We start from the raw sequence: 20,496 nt of genomic DNA, 5'->3' as shown, positions 1-20,496 counted from the left end.
AGGTTCGGTGCTACAGGAACTCCTTCAGGATTTCCGGCGGGGCCTTCACCTCGTGGTCCGGGTCGATACGGCGGATCGTGCCGACGAGGTCCCGAATGTACGAGAGTGCCGCGAAGAACCGGCGGTTCGTCTCGGTCAGCTTCTTCTCCAAGCCGTCGACCCGCTCCGACAGCTCCTCAAAGTCCTCATTGACCCGGTCGTACTGGCGGCTGATGCGCGCTATCTCCGCCTCCTGCTTCTCATACGAGGAGGACCGCCTAGCCTCGACCTGGTTGTCCGGTTGCCGCGCCTGCCACCACCGCGCCCCCGCACCCAACACCGACGGCAGCTTCGCCGCCGACTTAGAGAGAAGCGCCGGAGAACCGAACAGCAGAAACAACACCAGCACGAGCCAGCTCGGCAGCCCGTCCGGCGGGTTCACGAGGCAGCCTTCAGCGCCCGCTCGTTCCGCGTCTGGTTAAGGTAGCCGAGCGCCGCCGACCAGCACGTCGCCGCGAAGATAGCGAACATCATCGGGGTACGGAACCCGTCTCCGCCCCGCTCCACACACTTAACGATCAACCCGATAGCGAGCGCCGCATACGTGCACCCCATGACGTGCAGCCCGGCGATGGTGATGTTCGGCCAACGCCCGAGGAACCCCGCCGCCACCGTGACCCCTGCAGCCAGGAACAGCACACCCCACATCTGCAGCGGCATCGCCGTCTCGACGAACGTCAGGCTCGACGTCGTGCCCGGTAGGTCGCCGGTCACGTAGTCGATGCCGCGTGCGATCGGTTCGAGCGTCCACAGGGCGAGGATCGGCCAGCGGAAAGTCGTCGGTATCAGCGGCACCCAGCGGCCGCGCCGCACCCTACCCACCGGACGTCGCCCCCTCGGCCTTACGGTGGCGGCCGACGTACCCTTCCAGGTCGTCGATCTGCCTCCGGGTGACACCGTTCGGGGTGAGCTTCACGCCGACGGCACCGAGTCCCTGGATCGCGGCGGCGACCGCACCTATCACCGTCGGATCAATATCGACACCGAGCGACACCAGCACCCACAACACGTTGACGCCGAGCGTCACGACGGTCGTCACGGTGTTCGCGTACGTCTTGTACCAGGGCTGCGCGGCGAGCTTGTCGCGGAGGAACCCAGCGAGGTCCTGCTCCGGCGCGGTCATGACTGCACCGTCTTCACAGCGCCGGACGCATCCCACGACAGCGACCCGTTCTCGAACCGCTGCACCCGGCCGCCGGTCCCGTTGTCCTCCTCATCCGATACCGGCCAGCCGAGCGGTCCCGTCTCGAACCCCTCCGCGGCCCACCGCTCACCGATGATGCCGCGCACCGGGAAACCGGGCTGCCCGTACCGCCGGTAAATGACGCCGCCCTCGAACGCCTGCACGTCGCCGACGCCCGCGATGATCGTGTGCCGACGCTTGGGGTAGCCGAGGAACCCGTTCTCCCAGTCCAGCGCCGCCCACGCCTCCATGATGTGAGCCGGTACCGCGGTCGCCAACCCCTTGCGGACCTTGGGGTGCCAGTAGATCGAGCCGTTCTCGAAGTCCGCGAACTTGCCTCCGCGTGCGGCGTCCTTCTCCCCGTCGGTGAGCCGCTTACCGATCCACCCCTTAGCGACGTCCGCCTCGACGTTGATCTGGTTGACCAGCGGCACTGTGGTCGTCGCGCCCGCTTTCGCGTAGGCCAACACCTTGTCGTACGGGAAGTTCGGGCCGGGGTCGGTGTGGTCGGTGCCGCCCCACACCTGAGTGTCCACATGGCCGAGGACGCCCGGCAGACCGGCCGCGGTCACCTTCTTCAGCGGGACGCTGTACTTGTCCGACCAGTACCGGATCACCGTGGCACCGGCCCGGAGCATCTTGTCCTGGGCCAGCCACTCCGCGCGCGTCTGCCGTGCCGACCCCACGAAACAGATATGGAGCAACACGTCGTTGCCCTTGTTGCCGGTGGCCCACACCGTCCAGTCGTCGGTGTTCTGGCGGATGCGTTCACCGTCCACCCCGACCATGATGTGATAACTACCCGTGCGCGAGGTGCACTGGTAGGTGGTGGTGTTGTCGTCTGTCTCGTCGGTCGCCTGCGCCGAGGTGACGCCCTCCGTGTCGTGCACGCATATACCGGCGATCGGTAGCGTCCGCGGACCACCGAAGTCGAACTCGTCGCTCCGGTCGGTGTCGTAGTAGGTACCCACAGGTGTGCCTCCTCCACCGGCGGCGAGCCGGTCGTATAGCTGTTGTGCTTCGTTCATGCGTTGCCCGTATCGGTCCGGGTACGCCGACCCCTGGACTGCCTGCGCGTGCGCGCCCGCGTCGCCGGTCATGTAGTTGCGTTTCGCCAGGCGCTCGAAGAACAGCCGCGCCGACGACTCCGGACCCATGCACGTTTCGGCGTCGCCCCACCACCAGCCGTTACCCATAACGACCTGCTGCTGGAAGATGCCGACCGATTTACCGTCCGAAGCGACGGCGTCGTGCGGGAGCCGCATCGACTCCGGCACCTTCGGGTTCGCGTACACCTTGATGTTCGATTCGGCGAGACCGGTCGCGATACCGATGACGATGCCGCGCGGCTGAATCCCCATCGCGCGGCCGACAGCGATTATCCGACGGACGTATCCGTCGCGTGAGTCCAGGGAGTAAGCCACAGGGCCTCCGACGTTGCAACGTCGCCCGGCCCCTACCGCCAGTCAGCTATACGGATGATCGTATCGCGGCGGTCATGACCAAGATCGGAACCGGTACCACGCCTGTCCGCGTGCGCCTGCCGCGCCGCGGGTACGCGACCCGAAGAAGCCACCGTTACCGCCTGCCCCTGCTGCGCCCGGAGCGGTCGGCGAACCGGCATTCCCGGTGCCGCCCGCCCCGCCGGTATAGACGACGCCCTCGAACGTCGAGTTGCCGGGACTTGCGCCGTTCTGGCCGCTCGTCGTGCCGGAGCCGCCCGCCGCCGACAGGCCCGACCCGATCCCCGTCGCCGTCGTCGCCTGCCCGGCGTTCGGTCCGCCCTTGTCCGAGTTCGGTGCCTGCGCGCCGCCCGCACCAACCGAGAACGACAGCGTCGGCGTCCCGTTGAAGTCGACGCCCCGCTCGAACCGCCGCGTCACCCATGCCCCGGCGTTGCCGCCGTCACCGGCGGACGCGTTCGCGCCGCTGCCGGTCTGCCCGGACGCTCCACCGCCGAGAAGGACCACGTCGACCCACCGGACCCACAACGGCACAACGACCGCCCCGGTGTCCGTGAAGCTGCCGGAGTCAGGGTCACGTTTCCAGTGCAGGACGTCGCCGAGATAGATACCCCACGGCATCGTGTCGCCGACGTATATCTGGCCTGCGGGCTGGCCCCCCAGATAGATCACCGCGGTTACCCCGTCCTGAACGTGATCTGCGTACCCGCCGCACCAGACGGGGCCGCCGCCTGCACAACGATGCTGTACCCGCGCATCACTGTCGCCGGGAGCCGTGCGAGGTCGAGCGTCCCCGCGTTCACGTCCGACGCGTTATGCGTGTGCGCGGCGGCCGCCTTCCCCGCCAGCTCCGCGACCAGCCCGACAATGTCCGCCATCGCGTGCGTGTGCGACACCGGTGTCCGCGCGTTCGACAGCCGCGGATCGTTGCCTTCGGCAGCGGTGCCCGCGTCCGTCCCGTACTTGACCGAGAACGAACGATCGGCCGCTAGGGTGCCGCCGCCGTCGAGTCCTGTACCGGCGGTCATCGCGGTTGTCTTGTCGGCCTTCGCGCCGATCTGGGCCGCTATCGTCGCGGCGAAGTTCGGGTCGTTGCCGAGCGCCGCCGCCAACTCCGACAGGGTATCGAGCGCCGTCGGCGACCCATCGATGAGCGCCGCCACCGCATCACTGACAGCCTGATTCAGTTCCGCCTCCGACACCTCCCCGGCAGGCCCCTGGTCACCCTTCGGTCCGGGCGGCAGCGTCAGGTTCAGTTCTTGCTCCGGCGAAGTCCCCGTAATCGTCGCGGCCGCCGGACCCTCGACGACCGTACCGATCGACAGATGGTTTGCCGGACCGGCCGGACCCGGCACCGTCGACACCGGACCGGTGCCGCCAGTCTCGCCCTTCTCGCCCTGCGGCAGCACCAGACTGAGCACCTGGTTCGGGGACTCGCCCGACAAGGATGCGTCGGCGGTCTCGCCGCCCGTCACGGTCCCGATCGTGAGCGTCGACGACGGACCCGTCGGCCCCGGCTTGCCTCGCGGCCCCGGAGCGCCCGGAGACACCAACACCGTCCCCGACTGCGGAGCCTCCACCTTTTGCGGCGGAGCGCCCGGCGCGGTCACCTTCACCGTGCCGACCAGCGGCGGATACGTTGTCATCGTCGTGTCCTCTTCACTATGTCCTCGAACCACGCGTACTCCGTGGTCTCCGGCGTCGTCGGGTAGCGGACGTAGATCGTGTACGGGGTGCCGTTCTTCACCGGGTCGGTGACCTCCGCCTCGACCTTGAACGCGACGATGCCCTCCGTCGCGTCGACCGCACCATCCCACTGAGGCAGGTCGCCGACCTGCACCCAGCACGTAGTGCCCTCCGGCCACTCGCCGTCTATGTCGAGCGTGCACACCCAGTCCGCGCCCGTCGATAGCAGTAGCTTGCTCTTGTTCGGTTCATACCCGAGTGCCATTGTTTTCCCCTTCACCACTGGTAATAGAAGACGACGCCGCCGTCCTTGTCTGATGTGCCGAGACTGTGCGCGAATGTTGTGATCCCGTACTGGGTTGTGCCGTTGGACAGGTTGCCGCCGTCAGCGGAAGACACCCCCGCGAAGCTGCAGTGCGCGCCGTCCTTGCCGTCGGAGCCGCTTACCCCGGAGTACAGCGAGTCGCTGCCGTCCGTGCCGTCGCCGCCGTCCGTGCCGTACCCGGTTGCGTCTCTGCCGTCGGTACCGTTCGAGCCGTCCGAACCGCTGTTGCCGTTGCCGCCCTTGCTCCCGCGCTGCCCCCCGCTGACAGGCTCACTCTCCTGGGTTACGACAGCGGCGATCATTCGTCCGGGGCCGCCCGCACCGCCTGCACCGCCCGCGCCGCCTGAACCGCCCGCGCCGCCGCGCCCGCCCGAGCCGCCCGAGCCGGACGTCCCGGAGCCGCCCGCGCTTCCCCTCGAACCCGTCGAACTACCGCCGCCCGTCTTCCCGGCTGCCCCGTTGTTGCCGCCGCGGCCGCCTGGCCCGCCCCCGCGCCCGTCGCCGCCGTCACCACCACGACCGCCGTCACCGCCGCGATCGTTGGTCCCACTGCCCGCGGGACCGCCGTCACCGCCGTCGCCACCGTCGCCGCCCGAGCCGCCCTCGCCGCCGTCACCGCCGGAGCCGCCGCCACCCTGATACACCCACGCGCGGAGAGACTTCACGCCGTCCGGCCGGTTCCACGTCGAGTTCGGGGCGGCAATATCCCACGTCGCGTTATTGATGAACGCCTCGCGGTACTTCGCATCCGACAGCGGAATCGTCGACTCCTCCGACCAGAAGAACCAGAACCCCGGAGTCTTCTCCGCGAACCACGCCCACCCCGACAACGCGTTACAGGTGAGCGTCTTGCCGTTCGTCGTGATGAGGTCGCCGAACAGTGCGCTCGTCGTGCCGAGCGCCTTCGACTCGTTGAAGTCGATCAGTGCCGTGAACGACACCTGGTTATTGAGGAGTCCGCCCGCGGGGACACACTTCAGGTAGACGTTCGACCAGTACAGTGCTGCAGTCGTCGCGGTTGTCGTGTACTTGGTGCCGCCGTTGGTTTGCACCGCGACAGTGACCGTCGTACCGGTGCGGCTGATCTGCACCGTGTTGTTACCCGAGGCACCGCCGAGCGTCACCGAGCCGCCGTCACCAACGAACACCGACAGCAAGAAGTCACGCGAGCTGCCGTTCGTTACCGCGACCGACCCGCCCTCCGCGAGGACCCGCTGCGCGCCGGACCGCTCGCACAACCACTTCGACGCCTGATTTACCGGCCGATCCCACAGGGTCGGGTCCGACTGCCGAGACCACGAGCGGCGCACCAGGAACCCCATCAGACGTACCGGCCCATCACGCTGACGCTCATGTTCGCGGCCTGCGACGTCACCGTCGACACGTAGAACGTGATGCGGTCGCCCTTCGCGACGGACAGGTTCAGCGTCGACGACGCGTAGGTGTTGCTGCCGCCGTTCCACGTACCGGTGTGAATCACCGTCCCGTTCTTCCGGGTCTCGACGACAATCGACCCCGAACCGATGTGGTCGTTCGAGTAGAATTGAATGTCGGTGATCTTCCCCGAGAACGGCATCCCGAACCCGAGCGGCACATCGTTGAACCCGAGCGTGACCGGTCCCGCCGCGACGTAGAGTTCCTGCCCCCACTTCGTGCCGCCGTCACCAAAGATCGAGTCGATAACGTCCTGGATCGCTGCGGAGATAGCAGCCGTGATCGCCTGCGCGAACGCGCCGATACCGTTCATGCCGTCGACCACCGCATCGACAGCAGCGTCGACAGCGTTCGAGACGGCGTCGGAGATAGCCTGCTCCGTGTCCGAGACGCGGCCCTCGAAGTCAGTCCAGAAGTCGGAGACCTGTTGCGGAGTCGAGCCGTTGCCGCCGAGCACCCCGGTGAATATCTCCAACAGCTTGCGGAGCGGCGCGAACAGCGCCTCGATAGCGTTCAGGACGTCGTCGTCGCCCTCGTACTGCCCGAGCATCGCGTCGAGTAAGTCCTGCAGGCTTTGCACCACGTCGAAGATGAAGTCGCCGAGCTTCGACTGCACGAACTCCGCCATAGCCTCCAACGACGCGGTCTCGCCCGTCGTGATGAACTCCTGCAGGTCCGTGATGATCGTGCCGAGACCATCCGTGATCCACGAGACGACACCACCCAGCGGCCCCGCGATGTTCTCGATCTGGGTCTGTATGTAGTCTTCGGCCTGCATCGCCTGCGACGCAGCGAGACCGACAGCGTTCGCAGCATCCTTGAAGTCGTCGAGGTCGCTCGCCGATGAATAGTTCGGTGAGGTCACTTGCCTGCCTCCTTACGTGCACGCTTAGCGGCCGCCCAACGGCGCGCCTGCGACGGCGTCACCATCACGGTCGTGCCGTCCTTGCGGAGATAGGGCACCTTCTCGTCGGGTGCCGTCTTCGGGGGGCCGGGCACCTTCGGTTTGGGCGGATCATCGTCTAGCCCGAACCGTTCGCGTAGCTGCGCCTTCTGCTCCGGCGACAGCTTCTTCGCTGCCTCCTCGCCCGGCTCTGGGTCGTCGATCGGCACCCACGTCCCCGGATTCGACAGGAAATGCGGATCGCCCACCCGAGGCTTGCGGTACTTGATCGTCCGCAACTCCGGGTGGTACCTGAACCCGGCATCCCACAAGCGCCGCGACACCAGCCGGAGAATCTTCACCGGCAGCGGCAGCGGTGCGCCGTTCTGCCCCGGCAACCCGACCAACGCCCACACCGCATACATGGTTGGGTCGTTCGGGTCGCAGTTGTCGACCGTCGGGAAGTCCGGCACCGAGATACGCGGCTTCTTCGGCGGCCGGTTCTGATTACGTCGGCCCATCGGGCACCCCTCGAACTTGGTAGCAGTCCCTTCGCATCCTAGTCGGCACGGTCACACCAACCCGACGTCATGCAGGCCCGACGTCACCGAGCGGATACGGTCGAGCGCATCCTCGAACGGATCACGGTTCTTCGCATCCTCGCCGACAGTGATCGTCCAGTCAGGGTGGAACGTCGTCTCGTCCGCGGACAGAACGACCTTCTTGATGCGGTCGACCCACACACGGCCGGAGTCGTCGCGCGGCTTCGTCGTGCCGACACGATCCCCCACCCACATGTGACCGATGCCGTTGTCGCCAAGCATCCACGGACACGAGTCGATCAGCTTGACCTCGTGCGAGGACCACCGCCGTGTCGCCCACAACCCGGTACGAATCACCATCAGGCTGTTGAGCGTGTACGCCTGGTCCGCGCCGTCCTGGAAGAACTCGACATACCTCGACCAGCCGAGCTTCTGCGCCCGCGGGAACGACTTCGTATCGGTCCACGCCATTATCGTGTCGGTGTACAGGGGGCGCAGCAGCGTATCTATCGCGCCGCCAATCGATCCGACGCCGTACCCCTGGAACGAGATGTTATCGCCGACGACGTCACCGATCGCCTGAATCAGCGCGCCGATACCCTCGTTCACGCCCGGAGCTGACTTACCCCCGGTGATGATCTTCGGCACCTTCTCCGGCGTGAAGATGAACTTCGCCGACTCGACGCCCGGCGTCACGCCCGGCCGGAGGATCACGTACGGCATCGTCTTGTTGGTGCTCTTGACGCCGATCTGCATGTACTCGTTCGGGACCGGGGTCTCGGTCAGCAGCGCGAGCGACGTGTCGAGGAAGTCCTCGGAGAACTCCGCGATCGTCGATTCGAGTCCGCCGAACAGGTTGCCGAACTCCGACGTGCCCGAGTTGTAGCGGCCGCTCTTGTCCACGATCGACACCACAAGCGTGCCGTTGCGGAGGTTCGCGCCCGGCCACGGCTCGTCATCGCCTTCGAGCCAGCGGTCACACTGCACCGACAGTTCCGCGTCGGCGAGCATCGCCGCGAACGCATCGTGCCAGTACTTCATGCGGATGATCGGCATTCCCCACAGGACGCCCGACTGCATCGCCGCAATGAACGACACCGGGTTCACCACGATCTGCCAGTTCGACAGGTTGAACCCTCCGGTCCACTCGTCGAGGTCGAGCGGATCGTCGGGGATCGTCAGCGGAGTCTCGTCGCGCATCAGGTTGCAGAACAAGGTGGTGAGCGCGCACCAGTTGACCGGCCCCAGCAGCATCCACGCCCGCGGAAACTGTGTGATAGCCGGGAGGAACGGGTTAGGGAAGCACTCGATCCACTTCAGGTTCTCGTAGTCGTGCATGAACGTCGCCGTGACGATCTGATCGCCGGTCGACGTCTCCTCTATCGATACGTCTTCCATGCGGCCGCCCCACCGCGCGCCGACATAGTCCGCCGTGATGTGCGGAGCTGCGCCTTCGCCGCGGAGGTCGCGGCCCTCGAAGTCCAACAACCACTGCCCGACAGGGTCCTCCGCGAGCACAACTAGTTCGCCGGTGCCCGAGTCCAACTCGATCCACTCGAACTCGTAGCTGAGCGGATTGTTCGCGACGTGCTGCAGATGCCACTCCGCGTCCCACAGCCGCATGACAGGCGACTCGCGGCGGACCGCGGACTCGTCGCGGACCGTGCCCTGCGACGCCTTCCAGATCGACTCGCACTGGTCGAGCAACGACTGCGAATCGACGCCGTCCATCGCCTCGTGTGCGCGCTGCGCCCGCACCCCAAGGACCGCCTTTGCTTCGGCCGTCAGGAACGCGCCCATATCAGACCCTCCCCCACGGCTTACGGAACCGGCGCGGTTGTCGTAGTGTCATGGCGGCCCCGGCCGCGGGCACGTTCGTCGCGGTCACGTCGAGGGTCTGCTCCTGCGTGAACCGCGGGATCAGATACTTCGGGAAGTCGCCCTGAACCGGCATCGCGCCGATCAGGTTGGTGTCGTATGCGTCGCGGACAGGTAACTGCATCGGGTCCATATCGACGATCAGGCCACCGTTATCGGCTGTCAGGTCCGGGTAGGGGACCGTCCGGGTAGGCCACAGGCCGCCCGGCTTACGGTCCCAGCTCCGCCCCTCCCACGAGTTGTCCGGGAGTTTCCACGTCGCCACCGTCCCCGACCACTTGTGCGCCATATCGACGCCCGTCGGATTCGACACCGTGATCGGCTTCGTCGTGCCGGACTCCGCTTGCGTGAACTCGACGCTCGTCACCTCGTCGTCCTCCTGCCAGAACGGCACATAGGCTTTCAGGTGAATCTCCCACTCCCACTCACCGTCTGAGTGGGGCACCTTCTCCGTCTCGTACGAGCTGCCCTCCGCGAGCACGACTTCCAGCCAGCGCGTCGAATCCCCGGTCTCCCACTCGATGCGCGCGAGCGTGCTATCCGGGTAGTACGGGTCCAGCTCGAAACTGAACGCTTCGCGGAGCGCACCGTCGACCTGCCCGAACTCGTTGACCTGGTCGCCCTTCACGATCACCGTGATGACCGGCTCCATCACCGCGGTCTTCACCGAGCGGAGAATCGCGCCGTCCATGCGGACCGGTGTCCGCTCCACCGTCCTGATCGGTGCTTCGTACAGGTCTTCCAGCCCGCCGAGCTTCAGCGTGGCCCCAGTCGTCCCGGCGTCCTCGCCGTGGATAGGGTGCACTTCGCCGTCGTCGCACCCGATGATCCTGATGTTCGACGTCGACCCGCCTGGTCCGCATCCGGTCACTTGCCGTACCTCCGTGCTTTCCGTCGACGATTGCCGTCGAGCTTGCGTGCGAGTTCTTCAGCGTTGGCGTCGCCGTAGTTGTTGATGACCGTCTTTCCGAACCCGGCCGACACCAGATCACGCGTCAGGTCGACGAGGTCCTTCTTCGTCGCGGTGTCGCCGGTGCCCTCGTCCTTGTTGTCGGCCATGTAGGTGCCGATCGCATCGAGGAACGGCGGCTGCACGTCGAGTCCGAGAATCCCCAGCGCCGACGACGCCTGCCCCGCCACCGCCTTATCGGCGACACCACCCAGCCGCGACCCGAGAGACGTCTTCGCGTTCTCGTTGTCGAAGTCGCCCAGCAGTCCGGGGTGATCCTTGATCCACGCATCGAGACCAGTCGCGGCGGCAGTGTTCGCGTAGCCGCCCGCCTGCGCCGACAGCGCCGACCCGCCGACAGTCACCTCGACCTCCGTCTTCTCCGGGGTCGTTGTAGCGTCCGGCGTCGCGGTCGCATCCGGTGCCGTTGTGGTGTCCGGGGTGGTTGTCGTGGTGGTGTCCGGGGTCGCCAGCGACGGCGTCGTCGCGGTGTCGCCGGTGTTCAGCCCACCGGTCACCTCGACCGGCACATTCCCGGCCGGAGTGACCGGCACCGTGTTCGCCTTCGCGATCAGCCGCTCGGCCTCCGCTTGCTTCGCCGCGTAGTTCGAGCCGTCAGCGAACGCCGACCGCTGCACCGCCTGCGACCGCGCCGCCACCGACATACCCTCACGGCCGTCGACGTCCTTCAACGTGTCGTAGTACTTGCCGATCGCATACGTCGGGTCCATCAGTTGGTCATCGCTGCCCCAACCCATCCCCGACTGCTGCTGCATCACGCCGAGGCTCTTACCGTCCGAGCCGACAGCATCATGTGGCCGAGCCTCCGACCCGGCGACGTTGCTGTTCGCGTAGTTCTTGCCGTCCGACTCGGCGAGCATCACAGCGACAGCAGATTCGATGTCTTTGTCGCTCATGTTCTTCTCTTTGCCGACCCGAACGACCTCCGCGACCATCTCCTCCTTGGTCGCGCCCTTCTTCAAGTCCTTCGCCGGGGCCGCGGCTGCCGGGGTAGTACCCAGCCCGCCGGTCGTGTCGGTGCCGGTCGCCAGCGAGCCGCCGCTACCGCCACCAATCGACGCGGGCCAGTTCTCCACCCACACCGGAGTCAGCCCGGATGCTTTCGCCTCCTTGGCGGAGTTCGCCGCCGACCCGCCGCCCGAGTTGCCCCACGACGCCGACCCGCCACCCGACGAGATACCCGAACCGATCGGGGTCGAGCCGCCACCAGTGCCGCCGGTAGCGCCGAGGCCACCTGCACTACCCGCGGTAGGTGCGCCCGCATCCAGACCGCCAAAGAAGTCCGGCGGCAGGTGCGCGTGATCCGAGAACTGCGGGTCGTTCGCGCCTGCAGCCTGCCCGCCGTACTGTCCGTCGCCGCGGTTGCCGCCCATCTCGAAGTTCGTGCCGTTCGGCAGGGTTGCGGCGGTGTGGCCGCCGTACGGGCCGCCATTGAACCAACCAATGTTCAGCGACCCCGCCGGACCCAGCCCCGACTTGAACCCGCGCTTCTTCAGCTCCTCCGCTTCCGAACCGGTAGCGAACCGCGACGCGAACGGATCAGCGCCGGTCGCAAAGTTTGCGATCGCCGAAACCGCCCCCGAGCAATCTCCCCAGTTGGTGCCGCCCCACACATAAGGCTTGCCCTCGACGCCCTTCGCAAACTGCACGAGCTTGTCCGCCGACACCGGGCCGCCCCCGGCCAACGCGAGCATCTGCCCGAGCCGCTTGCCGGAGTTCATCGCGACGAGCATCGGCATGATCCCGGCAGCCTGCTCCGGCGGCACGTAGTATTCGCCGCGCGATACCGCCGCGACCGTCTTGCCGCCCCACTTGCCCGCGATCGAATCGGACGTGCCGGTGCCCGGACCGGACAGGACACGGCCCTTCGGCGCGACGCGCGACAGCAGCTTCTTGTTCTGCTTGGTCGCGCCCGCGTTCACGATGTAGCCGCCCGGCTTGATCGGCGTCGACGCCTTGCTCACAGCGCCCGCGGAGCCGCCCGCGGCGAGCGCCGGAATCGCGCCACCCGACGCGAACTTCGGCACCCAGCCGCCCACCGACAAGAACGGGACGAACCGTTCGATGGGGTCCGGGACTATCGACTTGATCGCGTCGCCGATCATGCCGCCCATCGACTTAATGCCGTTGATCAGGCCCTCGATAATCTTCTTACCCATGTCGATCAGCCACGACCCGGCATCGGAGAAGATGTTCTTGACCTTGCCCGGCAGCTCCTTCACGAAGTTGACCGCCGTCGTCACACCGTTCGAGAACCCGTTCGACACCTTGTTCCACAAGTCCTGCACCGCTTGCCAGCCGCGCGCGACAAGATCGGTGAAGAACCCGATCACGCTCGACACCCAACCGGACACCGTCGACACGACGGTCGTCACCATGTTGACGAACCCAGTGATGATGCCCGTCACCCAGCCGATGATGAGCGCGAGCGCCTGCGCGACGAAACCAATAATCATGCCGAGGAGCTGCGCGAACGCCGCCACCACCCGCACGATGATGAGCACCACCGGCATGATCGCCGTGACGAGCATCGCGAACACCTGCGCGCCCATCGTGATGATCGGCAGCAGTGCCGTGACCAACTGGATGAGCGGCGGCAGCAGCGCCGACACAATCTGGATCAGCGGCGGGATCAGCGGAGTCAGCGCGGTGACGATCTGCAGCCACGCCGTAGCCATCTGCTGCAGCATCGGCGCGAGCGCCGTAATGATCTGGATGAGCGCATCACCAATCACCGGGAGCAACGGCTGCAGGGCCGCCATCACCTGCGAGAAGCCCTCGGCTATCGGCGGAATGATCGGGACGATCGCCTGGATCGCAGCCACCAGAACGTCTGCGAGCACCGATGCAATCTGCGTTAGTACCGGCGAGAGGGCCTGGAATACCTGGCCGATCGGTCCGATAGCGGGTTTCAGTGCCTCGAACGCGGCAGCTAGCCCCTCGCCGATCGCCGACACAACCGGGGCCAGAGCCTCCACCAATGACCCCAGTACCGGCCCCGCGACCTCGACGAACTTCGCGATGAGTTCCCCGAGGATCGGCAGCACCGGAGCGAGCGCGGTGCCGATCTGCGCGAGCGCATCCCCGAGCGGCCCAATAGCGGGCTGCAGCGCCGCAAACGCTAGACCGATCTGTTCGACGATTGTTCCCAGCGTCGGCCCGATAGCGGTGATGAGGTCCGCGATCATGGGTGCGACCTGCCCGCCGATGATCCCCGCAACCTGCAGGAACACCGGCATAATCGCGCCGACGGCCTGACCGATCGACGAGAAGAACGACGTGAGCGCCTGCTGCCCCGGCCCGTTCACCCACTCGTTGATCTGCGTCAGCGAGTTCATGATGTTGCCGAACGGGTTACCGTCCCCGGCAGCCTTCGCCGCCGCGAACACCCCGCCAATGATCCCGCCAAGCTGCCCCAGCGCCGCACCGATCTGCTTCGCCGTGTCGAGCAACCCCTTCATCTTCGCCTGCAGTTCGCCGGTCTGCTGCATCTGCAGCATGGTCTCGGACCACTTGCCTGCCATAGCTCCGATGCCAGTTGACATCGGAGCGAGAACCGACGTAGCCGCCGAGCCAATCGACAGGAACCCCGGAACCAGCGCGACGAGCGCATTACCGAAGTCGCCCGCGAGTTTCCCCGAATCAGCGAGCAGAGAGTTCACCATCGACGTGCCCTGCGTGGTGCTGATCATTCGCAGGACACCGTTCGCGGCGTCGTTGAAGCCCCCGGCTACGTCGACGAGAGAATCCCGCAACGGGATCATGAACCGCTGCAGCGCCGCGATCTTCGGTGCGAGACCGGCGAACATCGCCTCCTGGACTGGCTTCTTCACTATGTCGGCGTACGTCTTGCCGAGGCCCTGCATAGACCGGACCGCCGACTGAGCCGCCGGGGTGAGCTTGGCGACGGCTTCTTCGAACTTCTCGGCGTTCTCCGGGTCGAACGCGTTCGATAGCGCATCACCAACACCCGAGAACGCGGTCTTCAGTGCGGCACCGGCCGCGACGACCGCGAACAGTCCGCCGACCGCAACCGTGCCCGCCGCCCCGCCCAACGCAACCAGCCCCGCCCCGAGCGCACCAATCACCGGCACCAGCGACCCGACAGCAACCACAGCCGCGCCCGCGATACCCGCGAACTTGCCGATCGTCCCGACAGCCGACAGCCCCGACTTAGCGAACCGCGCGAACCCGCCGCCCAACTTCCCCAGACCGCGGTGCAAGCTCTCCACCCGCGACGACGCCCGCCGATCTACGTCGACGTCGACGTCGACAGTCTGCCGCCGCGGCAGCGCGCGCAGCGCCGCCGACAGCTCCCGCACCTCCGCAATACCCGACACCGAGACGTCGATCTGCACACGAATATTGCCCTGCGACCGCTGCAGCCGGTTGATAGCCGACGACAGCGCACGCACGTCGGCGACCTCCGCGCCGCGCATCTGCACGTCGATCGTCGCTATCGTGTTCTGCTGGATACGGGCGAGGGTGCGGTTGATCGCCGCGACGCCCGTCATGGTGCGCCGCTCCATCCGCTTCATCGCGGTGTCGTAGTGGTCGCCGACCTGATCGAACGAGCGGCGCGCGTTACCCGCCAGCTTGCCGAAGTTCCGAGACGCTGCACGCTGCGCAATATCCGAGGCGCGCGTCAGCCGCCGAATCAGTTGTTCGTCGAGGTTGGACCAGTCGAGTTCAACATCGACGTGCGCTGACGCCCAAGGCTCGGTCATGCCACGGCCTCCCAGCCACAGCACCCGGCCCCTACCGCCAGTCAGCGCACACTTAGAATCTCGATCACCAGGGTATCGGGTCGCGCCCGATCCTCTGCGCTACTGCGACGCGATCAACCGTTGGAGTTCTGCCTGGTCGTCGGCGGGCATAGGCTTCTCGGCTTCGCGGAGGACCACGCGGCGCGGCTCGTGCCTCATATCCTTCTGAAACTTCTTCCACGCCTTATCGTCCTGCGAGAGCTGCCCCCGTAACCACGCGTACACGGTGTTCGTTGCGCGGGCAGGCGGCAGCAGCGACACGTCGACGCCCCGCCCGAGGAGGTCCCCGTCGACCTCCGGCCACGCACCCAGCGCCGCCCGCCACACGAACTCCGCCTCCCACCGGTGCCAGCCCGTCAGCCTCTCGACGATGACGTCCGCCGCATGATCGAACACGTCGAGCGGGGTGCCGCTGTAGGCGCGCTCCGCAATGCGCCACCGGTCCGCGGGCGCGGTGCACTCGTACGCGACCCACAAACCAGGCCCGTACTCGTCTTTCATCGTGAGGACCGAAACGAAACTGGTGGTCGCCGGAGCGTGCACCCGCATCGGGTATCCGTCCAACGACCACCAGCTAGCGGCACGGCCCCACGGCGGACCGAGACCCAACTACCTGCGCGCAGACGCGCGAAGTGCTGCGCGGTTCTGCGCGGGCTTCGCGGCGGCGGTGTCGGTGTTGAGTTCGTCGGCCATTGTCGGTGCCCACCGGTTGAAGATCGTCTCCATCAGGGTCGACAGCAGCCCCTCGTCGAACGAGTTGTCCGAGTTCATGATCGCCGCGCGGACGACGCGCACACCATCGGAGTCGAGACACTTGTCGATGATGTTCATCATGGTGCGAATACGGTCTTCGAGGGACGTCTCCGTCGACACCAGCGCCGACCCGAGCAGCAGCAGCATCGCGCGCGACGGCTCGTACAGGTAGTGAGGGCGGCCGTTCAGGCTGATGAGTACCTTCTCCGGCTCACGCGACTCGCCGGAGTCGGTCGAGAACTGCAGCTCTTCCGGCACCTGGTCGGCGAGCTTCGGGTTCGGCGACGGCCGGTAGTCGTTCACCTGGTCGGCGACAGGGTTCGGGGCGTCGTCGAAGTCGAGGTCGACGTCCGGCTCCGCGACAGGCGCGAGCGCCTTCTTTGCCGGTGCGCGGCGCGGGGCGGCCTTCTTCGCGGGGGTCTTGCTGGTTGCCATTCTTCATCTCCTGGTTGGGGTCTATCGGGTTCGGCGTCGGACGGCACCGATCACGGCTTCGAGCGCGTCGGCGAGGAACGGGTTCGGCTTGATGCCCTTGACGGACTTCGCGAACACGAACCCGCGCTTGTCTTTGCTGCGGGTGTTCACGCCTCCGCCGTCCCACTTGAACTTCAGGGCCTTCCGCGTGACCGGCACGATCGGTGTGCCCTTCGGCCCGTAGATGCCGGTTCCCGTGTGTAGGTATTCGGCGTAGGGCAGCGGCGACCCGATGACGACCTTCGCGCTGCCGTTCTCGACGGTGGCGACGTAGTCGATCGATGCGCGGAGGGTGCCCTCGTCGACGGGCGCGCGGCGTTTCGCTTCGTTGACGGTGCGCGTGCCGATGCGGTGCGCCCACCTGTACGCGGCTCGTTGTGTGCCGCGCTGCAGGGCCGCGCGGTGGAGTTCAACGTGTCCCATCGGTGGCCCCCTGTTCGACGATCAGGTGCCCGGCGGTGATGTGCCGGTCGATGAGGAGTGTTCGTTCGACGGTGACGACGGCGTCGGCGTACAGCCCGAGAACGGGCTGAACAGCGCGAACGGTGACCTCACTCATGGTCGTGACGATACCAGCGAGGGTCAGGTTGCAGTTTGACCGTAACCTCACTGGGGGCGGGTCGCTGTCGTTGTGTCCTATGCGCGGGGATCGCCGGGCATCATCGGTGAGCGCGGCTCCGTGTAGTCGCCCATGCCGACCCGCACCGACACGGTCAGCTTCGAGCCATGCACCCCGCCACGCGGCGGCACCGGCTGCCACCCCGACACCAGCGGCTCCTCATCCTCGAACGCATCCCGGACCGCGCGGCGCATCGCCTCCGCGTCGTCGAGAATGTCGCGGGACGCCGAATCGACCGCCGCCAACGCCGGAGCGCCGTTGTTCTCCTCCGTCGGGTAGCAGCGCGCCACACCGACCACCATCTCCACGTCCCACGAGATAGCGCACGCCGACCCGCGGCCGCCGCCCGCCGCCGGACGGATCGACCCAATACCCACCCACGCCATACCGTCCGGGCAGAACTCGATCGCCGGATCGACGTGCGGATAGACCGCCAACCGATCCGGGACGCCGCCGCGGGTATCGCGTAGGTTCGCCTCCAACGCGGCCGCCAGCATCGCAGCCAGCCGGTACGGTGAGCACTCCATCTCAGCGGCTCCGCACGTAGCGGGGCGAGTCCGGCGACGTCACCCGTCCGGGCCGCTTCGACTTGAACGGGTTCACGCTCATAATCCACAAGTCGACCGACTCCACACCCGTCACGCCGTTCGTGAACCACTCGCGCATATCCGCTAGCTCGACCGTGATGCCCTGCCGCGACACCGACGTCGCACCCGACGGCAGCGCACACACCCCGCCAGACAGACCGCGCAGCAACTCCACCGCGAGGCGGCCGCCCGCGTACAGCCCGTCGGCCGGGATCGGCAGGCCCCGCTCGTAGCGGATAGTGAACGCGCCCGGCCCGTCGTCCGGCGCGTGCAAGTCCTGATGGGTCGGCCAGCGGCCGCCGTCGACCCGATGCAGCCACCGGTGATTCTCGATCCGATAGTCGGCCGGGGCGACAACCTCGCCGTCGACAACGACCTCCGTGATCGACGCAATCGGCCCCGGCAACGCGACCCGGTCGTAACCGACCTCGCTGCAGCCCTCCGAACAGCCACACGGACCCGACGCGGCCGGGTCACCTGTTAGGAGACCCGGCCAAAACACGGCACCAGCACCGCGGTACGTCGTGTGGTCCTGCGGCTGAAAACACGGCCGAACCGTCTCCGGGCACGTACCGAACACCTGCCCGGTCAACGTCCACAGGATGCGGCCCGCCGCCTGCTGCGCGCGCTCGCGTAGCTCGGCCGGTGCCGCCTGCCACTCGTCCGCCAGATCGGCCGGAATAGTGACCGCCCATCCACAGAATCCCACGTCCGCTGCCCGCCTTCGTTGCTGGTGTGTGCGCGTCTGTTGTCGGCCCGATCCTGCCCCGCCGACGCGCTATTCGCCGGGGTACAGGTCCGCGGCCGGGTACACGTCAGTACCCGGCCGCGGGGCCTCTAGGGGTTTTCCGGGTCCGTCTCACCGGCGGTCAGCTCGACCGCGCCGTCCGTCGGCTCCGGCGGAGCGACAGTCGTCTGCTGGAACCAGATGTGGTGAGACGACTTCAGACCGGTCAGCAGCGGCACCGCGACGTCGGTCTCGTCACGGACCACGTTGTACGGACCCGACGCCCAACCGTTGCCCGGCTTAGTCTGCGCCGACAGCGTGAACTCCGCCGCCGACACCGACAGCTCGACGTCGCCCAAACGGCCCGACCCGATGAACGGGATCAGCCAGTACCCAAACGGCTGGAACCCGGACGCGCCACACGCGGCACCGGGTACGTCGGTCCACAGTTCCAGCGCGAAGTTCGCTTCGATCGGCTGCGAACCGAGCGCGATACCGACAGCATTCGCGGCACCATCGGTGACCACGTCCTGCCCGGTGATCATCGCCCACGCCTCCGGGTCGACACCACAGAACTCAATCTCCGGTGCCATGTACTTGAGCTGATCGGGGTCCTTGTGCTGGACACAAATGTCGCCGTTGCCGTCCTTCTTGACGGTGTCTTCGCCGTCTTCGTATTCGGCGGTGAGCGACACCTTCACGATGCCCTTCGTGACGAGCATGGACTTGTTACCGGCGGTGGTGATCGGCTGACCACAGCCGTCGAGCTTGGTCAGGCGCATCTTCTTCGCGTGGATGGACGGCCAGGTCGAGTTCGGCATGACTACCTCTCAGGGTTTGATACCGGCCCGGCCCCTACCGCCAGTCGACCAAGTTGTTCAGTTGTGTTGCTGCGGAGCGTGTTACGCGCCGCCCGCGGCCGCTTCCAGAGCAGCCAGGCGCGTTTCGAGGTCGGCAGTCACCGACGTCGACGCCTTGCCGTCGAGAGCAGCCTGCAGCCCGGACACCTGCGCCACGGTGTGCGTGTGCGATGCCGGAGCGGCACCAACGTCGGCCGCGGTATGGGTGTGGTTACCGGCGGCCGCATCGGTTGCGCCGGTGCCGATCTTCGGCGCGAAGGTGCTCGGCTTGTTCGCCACGCTGCCCCACGTCGCCGTCGACGCGGCCGACTCGATCGCGGCGTCGCGCTCGTTCAGCCGCTCCGCGGACAACGGGGTGCCGCCCTCTGTGCCGTCCTGCCAGTCGTTCAGTGCCATTGTCATGCTCCTTGTTCGGGGTACACGTTCAGTCCCGGATAGGACTGGACTCCGGGGAACCCTGTGTTCGGGTCGATCGGGGTGCCCTCGCCCGCGAGGCCAACCAGCGCGGCCGCCTGCACGCCTTCCCACCCGACGACGTAGACGCGTTCGGCGTGACCGAGCGCGGTGTTCGTCGAGTAGTCGAAGTAGGCGGAGCCGTTCGCGCCCGGCACCCGGACCGGCGACCGCCGAACCCGGACCGTGCCCGACGCGACGATCCACGCCTGCCCCGCCGGAGCGGCCGCCCCAGCCGGACCGGTCGCCGGGTACGCGCCCGCCGACACCGCCGTACCCAGCGGGGTAACCAGGCGGCCGTTCTTCTCCGCTACCTGACGATCGGCGACGAGGAACGGCACGAGCTGCCGCGGCACATGCAGCACACCGGTGCCGCCGTAGTTGTCCCACAGCCACCGTTCGAGCGCGCCGAGACCGGCAAGCATCGGCACCGCCGACGTCCCGGCCGGGGTCACGGTGTCGTCCGACATAAGCGGCGACGTCGACGACGACCAGATCGCCGACTCGACGGAATTGCTTTCACTCACCGACAGCGCGAGACGCGCCCGCTCATGCACTTCGTCGGCGGAGAACGCCGCGTGCGGCAGCGTGAAGTTCGCCCACACGCGCAGCGACCCATCAACAACGGTGTCCATCGTGTCGGCGGTAGGGGTCAGGGGGTCCGGGTCGCAATCGACGCCAGACGTCGAACCCGACGGGGTCGGGTTCGGGAGATGTTCAGTTCCGTTCTGCCAGTGCAGATCGGGGTCGTCGACAATCTCAGCGACCGACAGCAGCCCGAACCGCGGCGGTGTCAGAGTCGGTGTCGGGACCAGGAGCGGAGGGGCGACTACAGCCATGAGTTGTCCTCGTGT

General features: G+C 67.0%; 22 protein-coding genes. All 22 read right to left on the bottom strand.

Annotation, left to right across the window (positions count from 1 at the left end; translation table 11 throughout):
• Positions 1-10 precede the first annotated feature (10 nt).
• Positions 11-421 (bottom strand): hypothetical protein, encoded by a 411-nt coding sequence (locus L5G28_RS07875; RefSeq protein WP_237001036.1) that lies wholly within the window; start codon positions 419-421, stop codon positions 11-13.
• Positions 418-861, bottom strand: a complete 444-nt coding sequence (locus L5G28_RS07870; RefSeq protein WP_237001035.1) for a hypothetical protein — start codon at positions 859-861, stop codon at positions 418-420. Before L5G28_RS07870 ends, L5G28_RS07875 begins: the two co-directional genes overlap by 4 nt.
• Complete coding sequence (locus L5G28_RS07865) at positions 854-1,162, bottom strand: hypothetical protein (RefSeq protein ID WP_237001034.1); 309 nt, start codon at positions 1,160-1,162, stop codon at positions 854-856. The genes L5G28_RS07870 and L5G28_RS07865 overlap by 8 nt, the downstream gene beginning before the upstream one ends.
• The gene (locus tag L5G28_RS07860; RefSeq protein ID WP_237001033.1) at positions 1,159-2,646 is read right to left on the bottom strand and encodes an N-acetylmuramoyl-L-alanine amidase; all 1,488 of its coding nucleotides are present in this window, start codon (positions 2,644-2,646) and stop codon (positions 1,159-1,161) included. Before L5G28_RS07860 ends, L5G28_RS07865 begins: the two co-directional genes overlap by 4 nt.
• 72 nt (positions 2,647-2,718) lie before the next feature.
• The gene (locus tag L5G28_RS07855; protein WP_237001032.1) at positions 2,719-3,357 is read right to left on the bottom strand and encodes a glycine-rich domain-containing protein; all 639 of its coding nucleotides are present in this window, start codon (positions 3,355-3,357) and stop codon (positions 2,719-2,721) included.
• A gap of 5 nt (positions 3,358-3,362) precedes the next feature.
• Complete coding sequence (locus tag L5G28_RS07850) at positions 3,363-4,331, bottom strand: hypothetical protein (RefSeq protein ID WP_237001031.1); 969 nt, start codon at positions 4,329-4,331, stop codon at positions 3,363-3,365.
• Positions 4,328-4,636, bottom strand: coding sequence for an LtfC-like domain-containing protein (locus tag L5G28_RS07845; RefSeq protein WP_237001030.1), 309 nt, complete (start codon positions 4,634-4,636; stop codon positions 4,328-4,330). Before L5G28_RS07845 ends, L5G28_RS07850 begins: the two co-directional genes overlap by 4 nt.
• Positions 4,637-4,647: 11 nt before the next feature.
• Positions 4,648-6,018, bottom strand: coding sequence for a hypothetical protein (locus L5G28_RS07840; protein ID WP_237001029.1), 1,371 nt, complete (start codon positions 6,016-6,018; stop codon positions 4,648-4,650).
• The gene (locus tag L5G28_RS07835; RefSeq protein WP_237001028.1) at positions 6,018-6,995 is read right to left on the bottom strand and encodes a hypothetical protein; all 978 of its coding nucleotides are present in this window, start codon (positions 6,993-6,995) and stop codon (positions 6,018-6,020) included. The genes L5G28_RS07840 and L5G28_RS07835 overlap by 1 nt, the downstream gene beginning before the upstream one ends.
• Positions 6,992-7,534, bottom strand: coding sequence for a phage gene 29 protein family protein (locus L5G28_RS07830; protein ID WP_237001027.1), 543 nt, complete (start codon positions 7,532-7,534; stop codon positions 6,992-6,994). Before L5G28_RS07830 ends, L5G28_RS07835 begins: the two co-directional genes overlap by 4 nt.
• A 51-nt stretch (positions 7,535-7,585) precedes the next feature.
• Positions 7,586-9,355, bottom strand: a complete 1,770-nt coding sequence (locus L5G28_RS07825) for a Gp37-like protein (protein WP_237001026.1) — start codon at positions 9,353-9,355, stop codon at positions 7,586-7,588.
• Position 9,356: 1 nt separating this feature from the next.
• Positions 9,357-10,304 carry a hypothetical protein gene (locus tag L5G28_RS07820; RefSeq protein WP_237001025.1) on the bottom strand — a complete coding sequence of 316 codons (948 nt, stop codon included), beginning with the start codon at positions 10,302-10,304 and terminating at the stop codon, positions 9,357-9,359.
• Positions 10,301-15,130: a phage tail family protein gene (locus L5G28_RS07815; RefSeq protein ID WP_237001024.1), complete on the bottom strand. Its 4,830-nt coding sequence runs from the start codon at positions 15,128-15,130 to the stop codon at positions 10,301-10,303. Before L5G28_RS07815 ends, L5G28_RS07820 begins: the two co-directional genes overlap by 4 nt.
• A 99-nt stretch (positions 15,131-15,229) precedes the next feature.
• A complete protein-coding gene (locus tag L5G28_RS07810) occupies positions 15,230-15,670 on the bottom strand; it encodes a hypothetical protein (protein WP_237001023.1) in 441 nt (146 codons plus the stop codon).
• A 108-nt stretch (positions 15,671-15,778) separates the two neighbouring features.
• Positions 15,779-16,357 (bottom strand): hypothetical protein, encoded by a 579-nt coding sequence (locus L5G28_RS07805; protein WP_237001022.1) that lies wholly within the window; start codon positions 16,355-16,357, stop codon positions 15,779-15,781.
• A 21-nt stretch (positions 16,358-16,378) separates the two neighbouring features.
• Positions 16,379-16,819 (bottom strand): HK97 gp10 family phage protein, encoded by a 441-nt coding sequence (locus tag L5G28_RS07800; protein ID WP_237001021.1) that lies wholly within the window; start codon positions 16,817-16,819, stop codon positions 16,379-16,381.
• Entirely contained in the window at positions 16,806-16,955 is a 150-nt protein-coding gene (locus tag L5G28_RS07795; RefSeq protein WP_237001020.1) for a hypothetical protein, read from the bottom strand. The genes L5G28_RS07800 and L5G28_RS07795 overlap by 14 nt, the downstream gene beginning before the upstream one ends.
• A gap of 77 nt (positions 16,956-17,032) precedes the next feature.
• Positions 17,033-17,542, bottom strand: a complete 510-nt coding sequence (locus L5G28_RS07790) for a hypothetical protein (protein ID WP_237001019.1) — start codon at positions 17,540-17,542, stop codon at positions 17,033-17,035.
• 1 nt (position 17,543) lies between these two features.
• Entirely contained in the window at positions 17,544-18,311 is a 768-nt protein-coding gene (locus L5G28_RS07785; RefSeq protein ID WP_237001018.1) for a hypothetical protein, read from the bottom strand.
• Positions 18,312-18,439: 128 nt separating this feature from the next.
• Positions 18,440-19,150 (bottom strand): hypothetical protein, encoded by a 711-nt coding sequence (locus L5G28_RS07780; RefSeq protein ID WP_237001017.1) that lies wholly within the window; start codon positions 19,148-19,150, stop codon positions 18,440-18,442.
• Positions 19,151-19,231: 81 nt separating this feature from the next.
• A complete protein-coding gene (locus L5G28_RS07775) occupies positions 19,232-19,585 on the bottom strand; it encodes a hypothetical protein (RefSeq protein WP_237001016.1) in 354 nt (117 codons plus the stop codon).
• A gap of 2 nt (positions 19,586-19,587) precedes the next feature.
• Positions 19,588-20,481 (bottom strand): hypothetical protein, encoded by an 894-nt coding sequence (locus L5G28_RS07770; RefSeq protein WP_237001015.1) that lies wholly within the window; start codon positions 20,479-20,481, stop codon positions 19,588-19,590.
• Positions 20,482-20,496: the final 15 nt, after the last annotated feature.

Origin of the sequence: Gordonia liuliyuniae (assembly GCF_021739025.1) — a bacterium.
GTDB lineage: Bacteria > Actinomycetota > Actinomycetes > Mycobacteriales > Mycobacteriaceae > Gordonia > Gordonia liuliyuniae.
This window is presented reverse-complemented; position numbering and strand designations above follow the sequence as displayed.

Coding starts and splice junctions, on each gene's coding strand:
- L5G28_RS07850 (WP_237001031.1), bottom strand. CDS start 4,331: ATGACAACGTATCCGCCGCTGGTCGGCACGGTGAAGGTGACCGCGCCG.
- L5G28_RS07810 (WP_237001023.1), bottom strand. CDS start 15,670: ATGAAAGACGAGTACGGGCCTGGTTTGTGGGTCGCGTACGAGTGCACC.
- L5G28_RS07770 (WP_237001015.1), bottom strand. CDS start 20,481: ATGGCTGTAGTCGCCCCTCCGCTCCTGGTCCCGACACCGACTCTGACA.
- L5G28_RS07865 (WP_237001034.1), bottom strand. CDS start 1,162: ATGACCGCGCCGGAGCAGGACCTCGCTGGGTTCCTCCGCGACAAGCTC.
- L5G28_RS07780 (WP_237001017.1), bottom strand. CDS start 19,150: ATGCCGAACTCGACCTGGCCGTCCATCCACGCGAAGAAGATGCGCCTG.
- L5G28_RS07805 (WP_237001022.1), bottom strand. CDS start 16,357: ATGGCAACCAGCAAGACCCCCGCGAAGAAGGCCGCCCCGCGCCGCGCA.
- L5G28_RS07840 (WP_237001029.1), bottom strand. CDS start 6,018: ATGGGGTTCCTGGTGCGCCGCTCGTGGTCTCGGCAGTCGGACCCGACC.
- L5G28_RS07830 (WP_237001027.1), bottom strand. CDS start 7,534: ATGGGCCGACGTAATCAGAACCGGCCGCCGAAGAAGCCGCGTATCTCG.
- L5G28_RS07800 (WP_237001021.1), bottom strand. CDS start 16,819: ATGGGACACGTTGAACTCCACCGCGCGGCCCTGCAGCGCGGCACACAA.
- L5G28_RS07775 (WP_237001016.1), bottom strand. CDS start 19,585: ATGGCACTGAACGACTGGCAGGACGGCACAGAGGGCGGCACCCCGTTG.
- L5G28_RS07790 (WP_237001019.1), bottom strand. CDS start 17,542: ATGGAGTGCTCACCGTACCGGCTGGCTGCGATGCTGGCGGCCGCGTTG.
- L5G28_RS07845 (WP_237001030.1), bottom strand. CDS start 4,636: ATGGCACTCGGGTATGAACCGAACAAGAGCAAGCTACTGCTATCGACG.
- L5G28_RS07815 (WP_237001024.1), bottom strand. CDS start 15,130: ATGACCGAGCCTTGGGCGTCAGCGCACGTCGATGTTGAACTCGACTGG.
- L5G28_RS07825 (WP_237001026.1), bottom strand. CDS start 9,355: ATGGGCGCGTTCCTGACGGCCGAAGCAAAGGCGGTCCTTGGGGTGCGG.
- L5G28_RS07795 (WP_237001020.1), bottom strand. CDS start 16,955: ATGAGTGAGGTCACCGTTCGCGCTGTTCAGCCCGTTCTCGGGCTGTAC.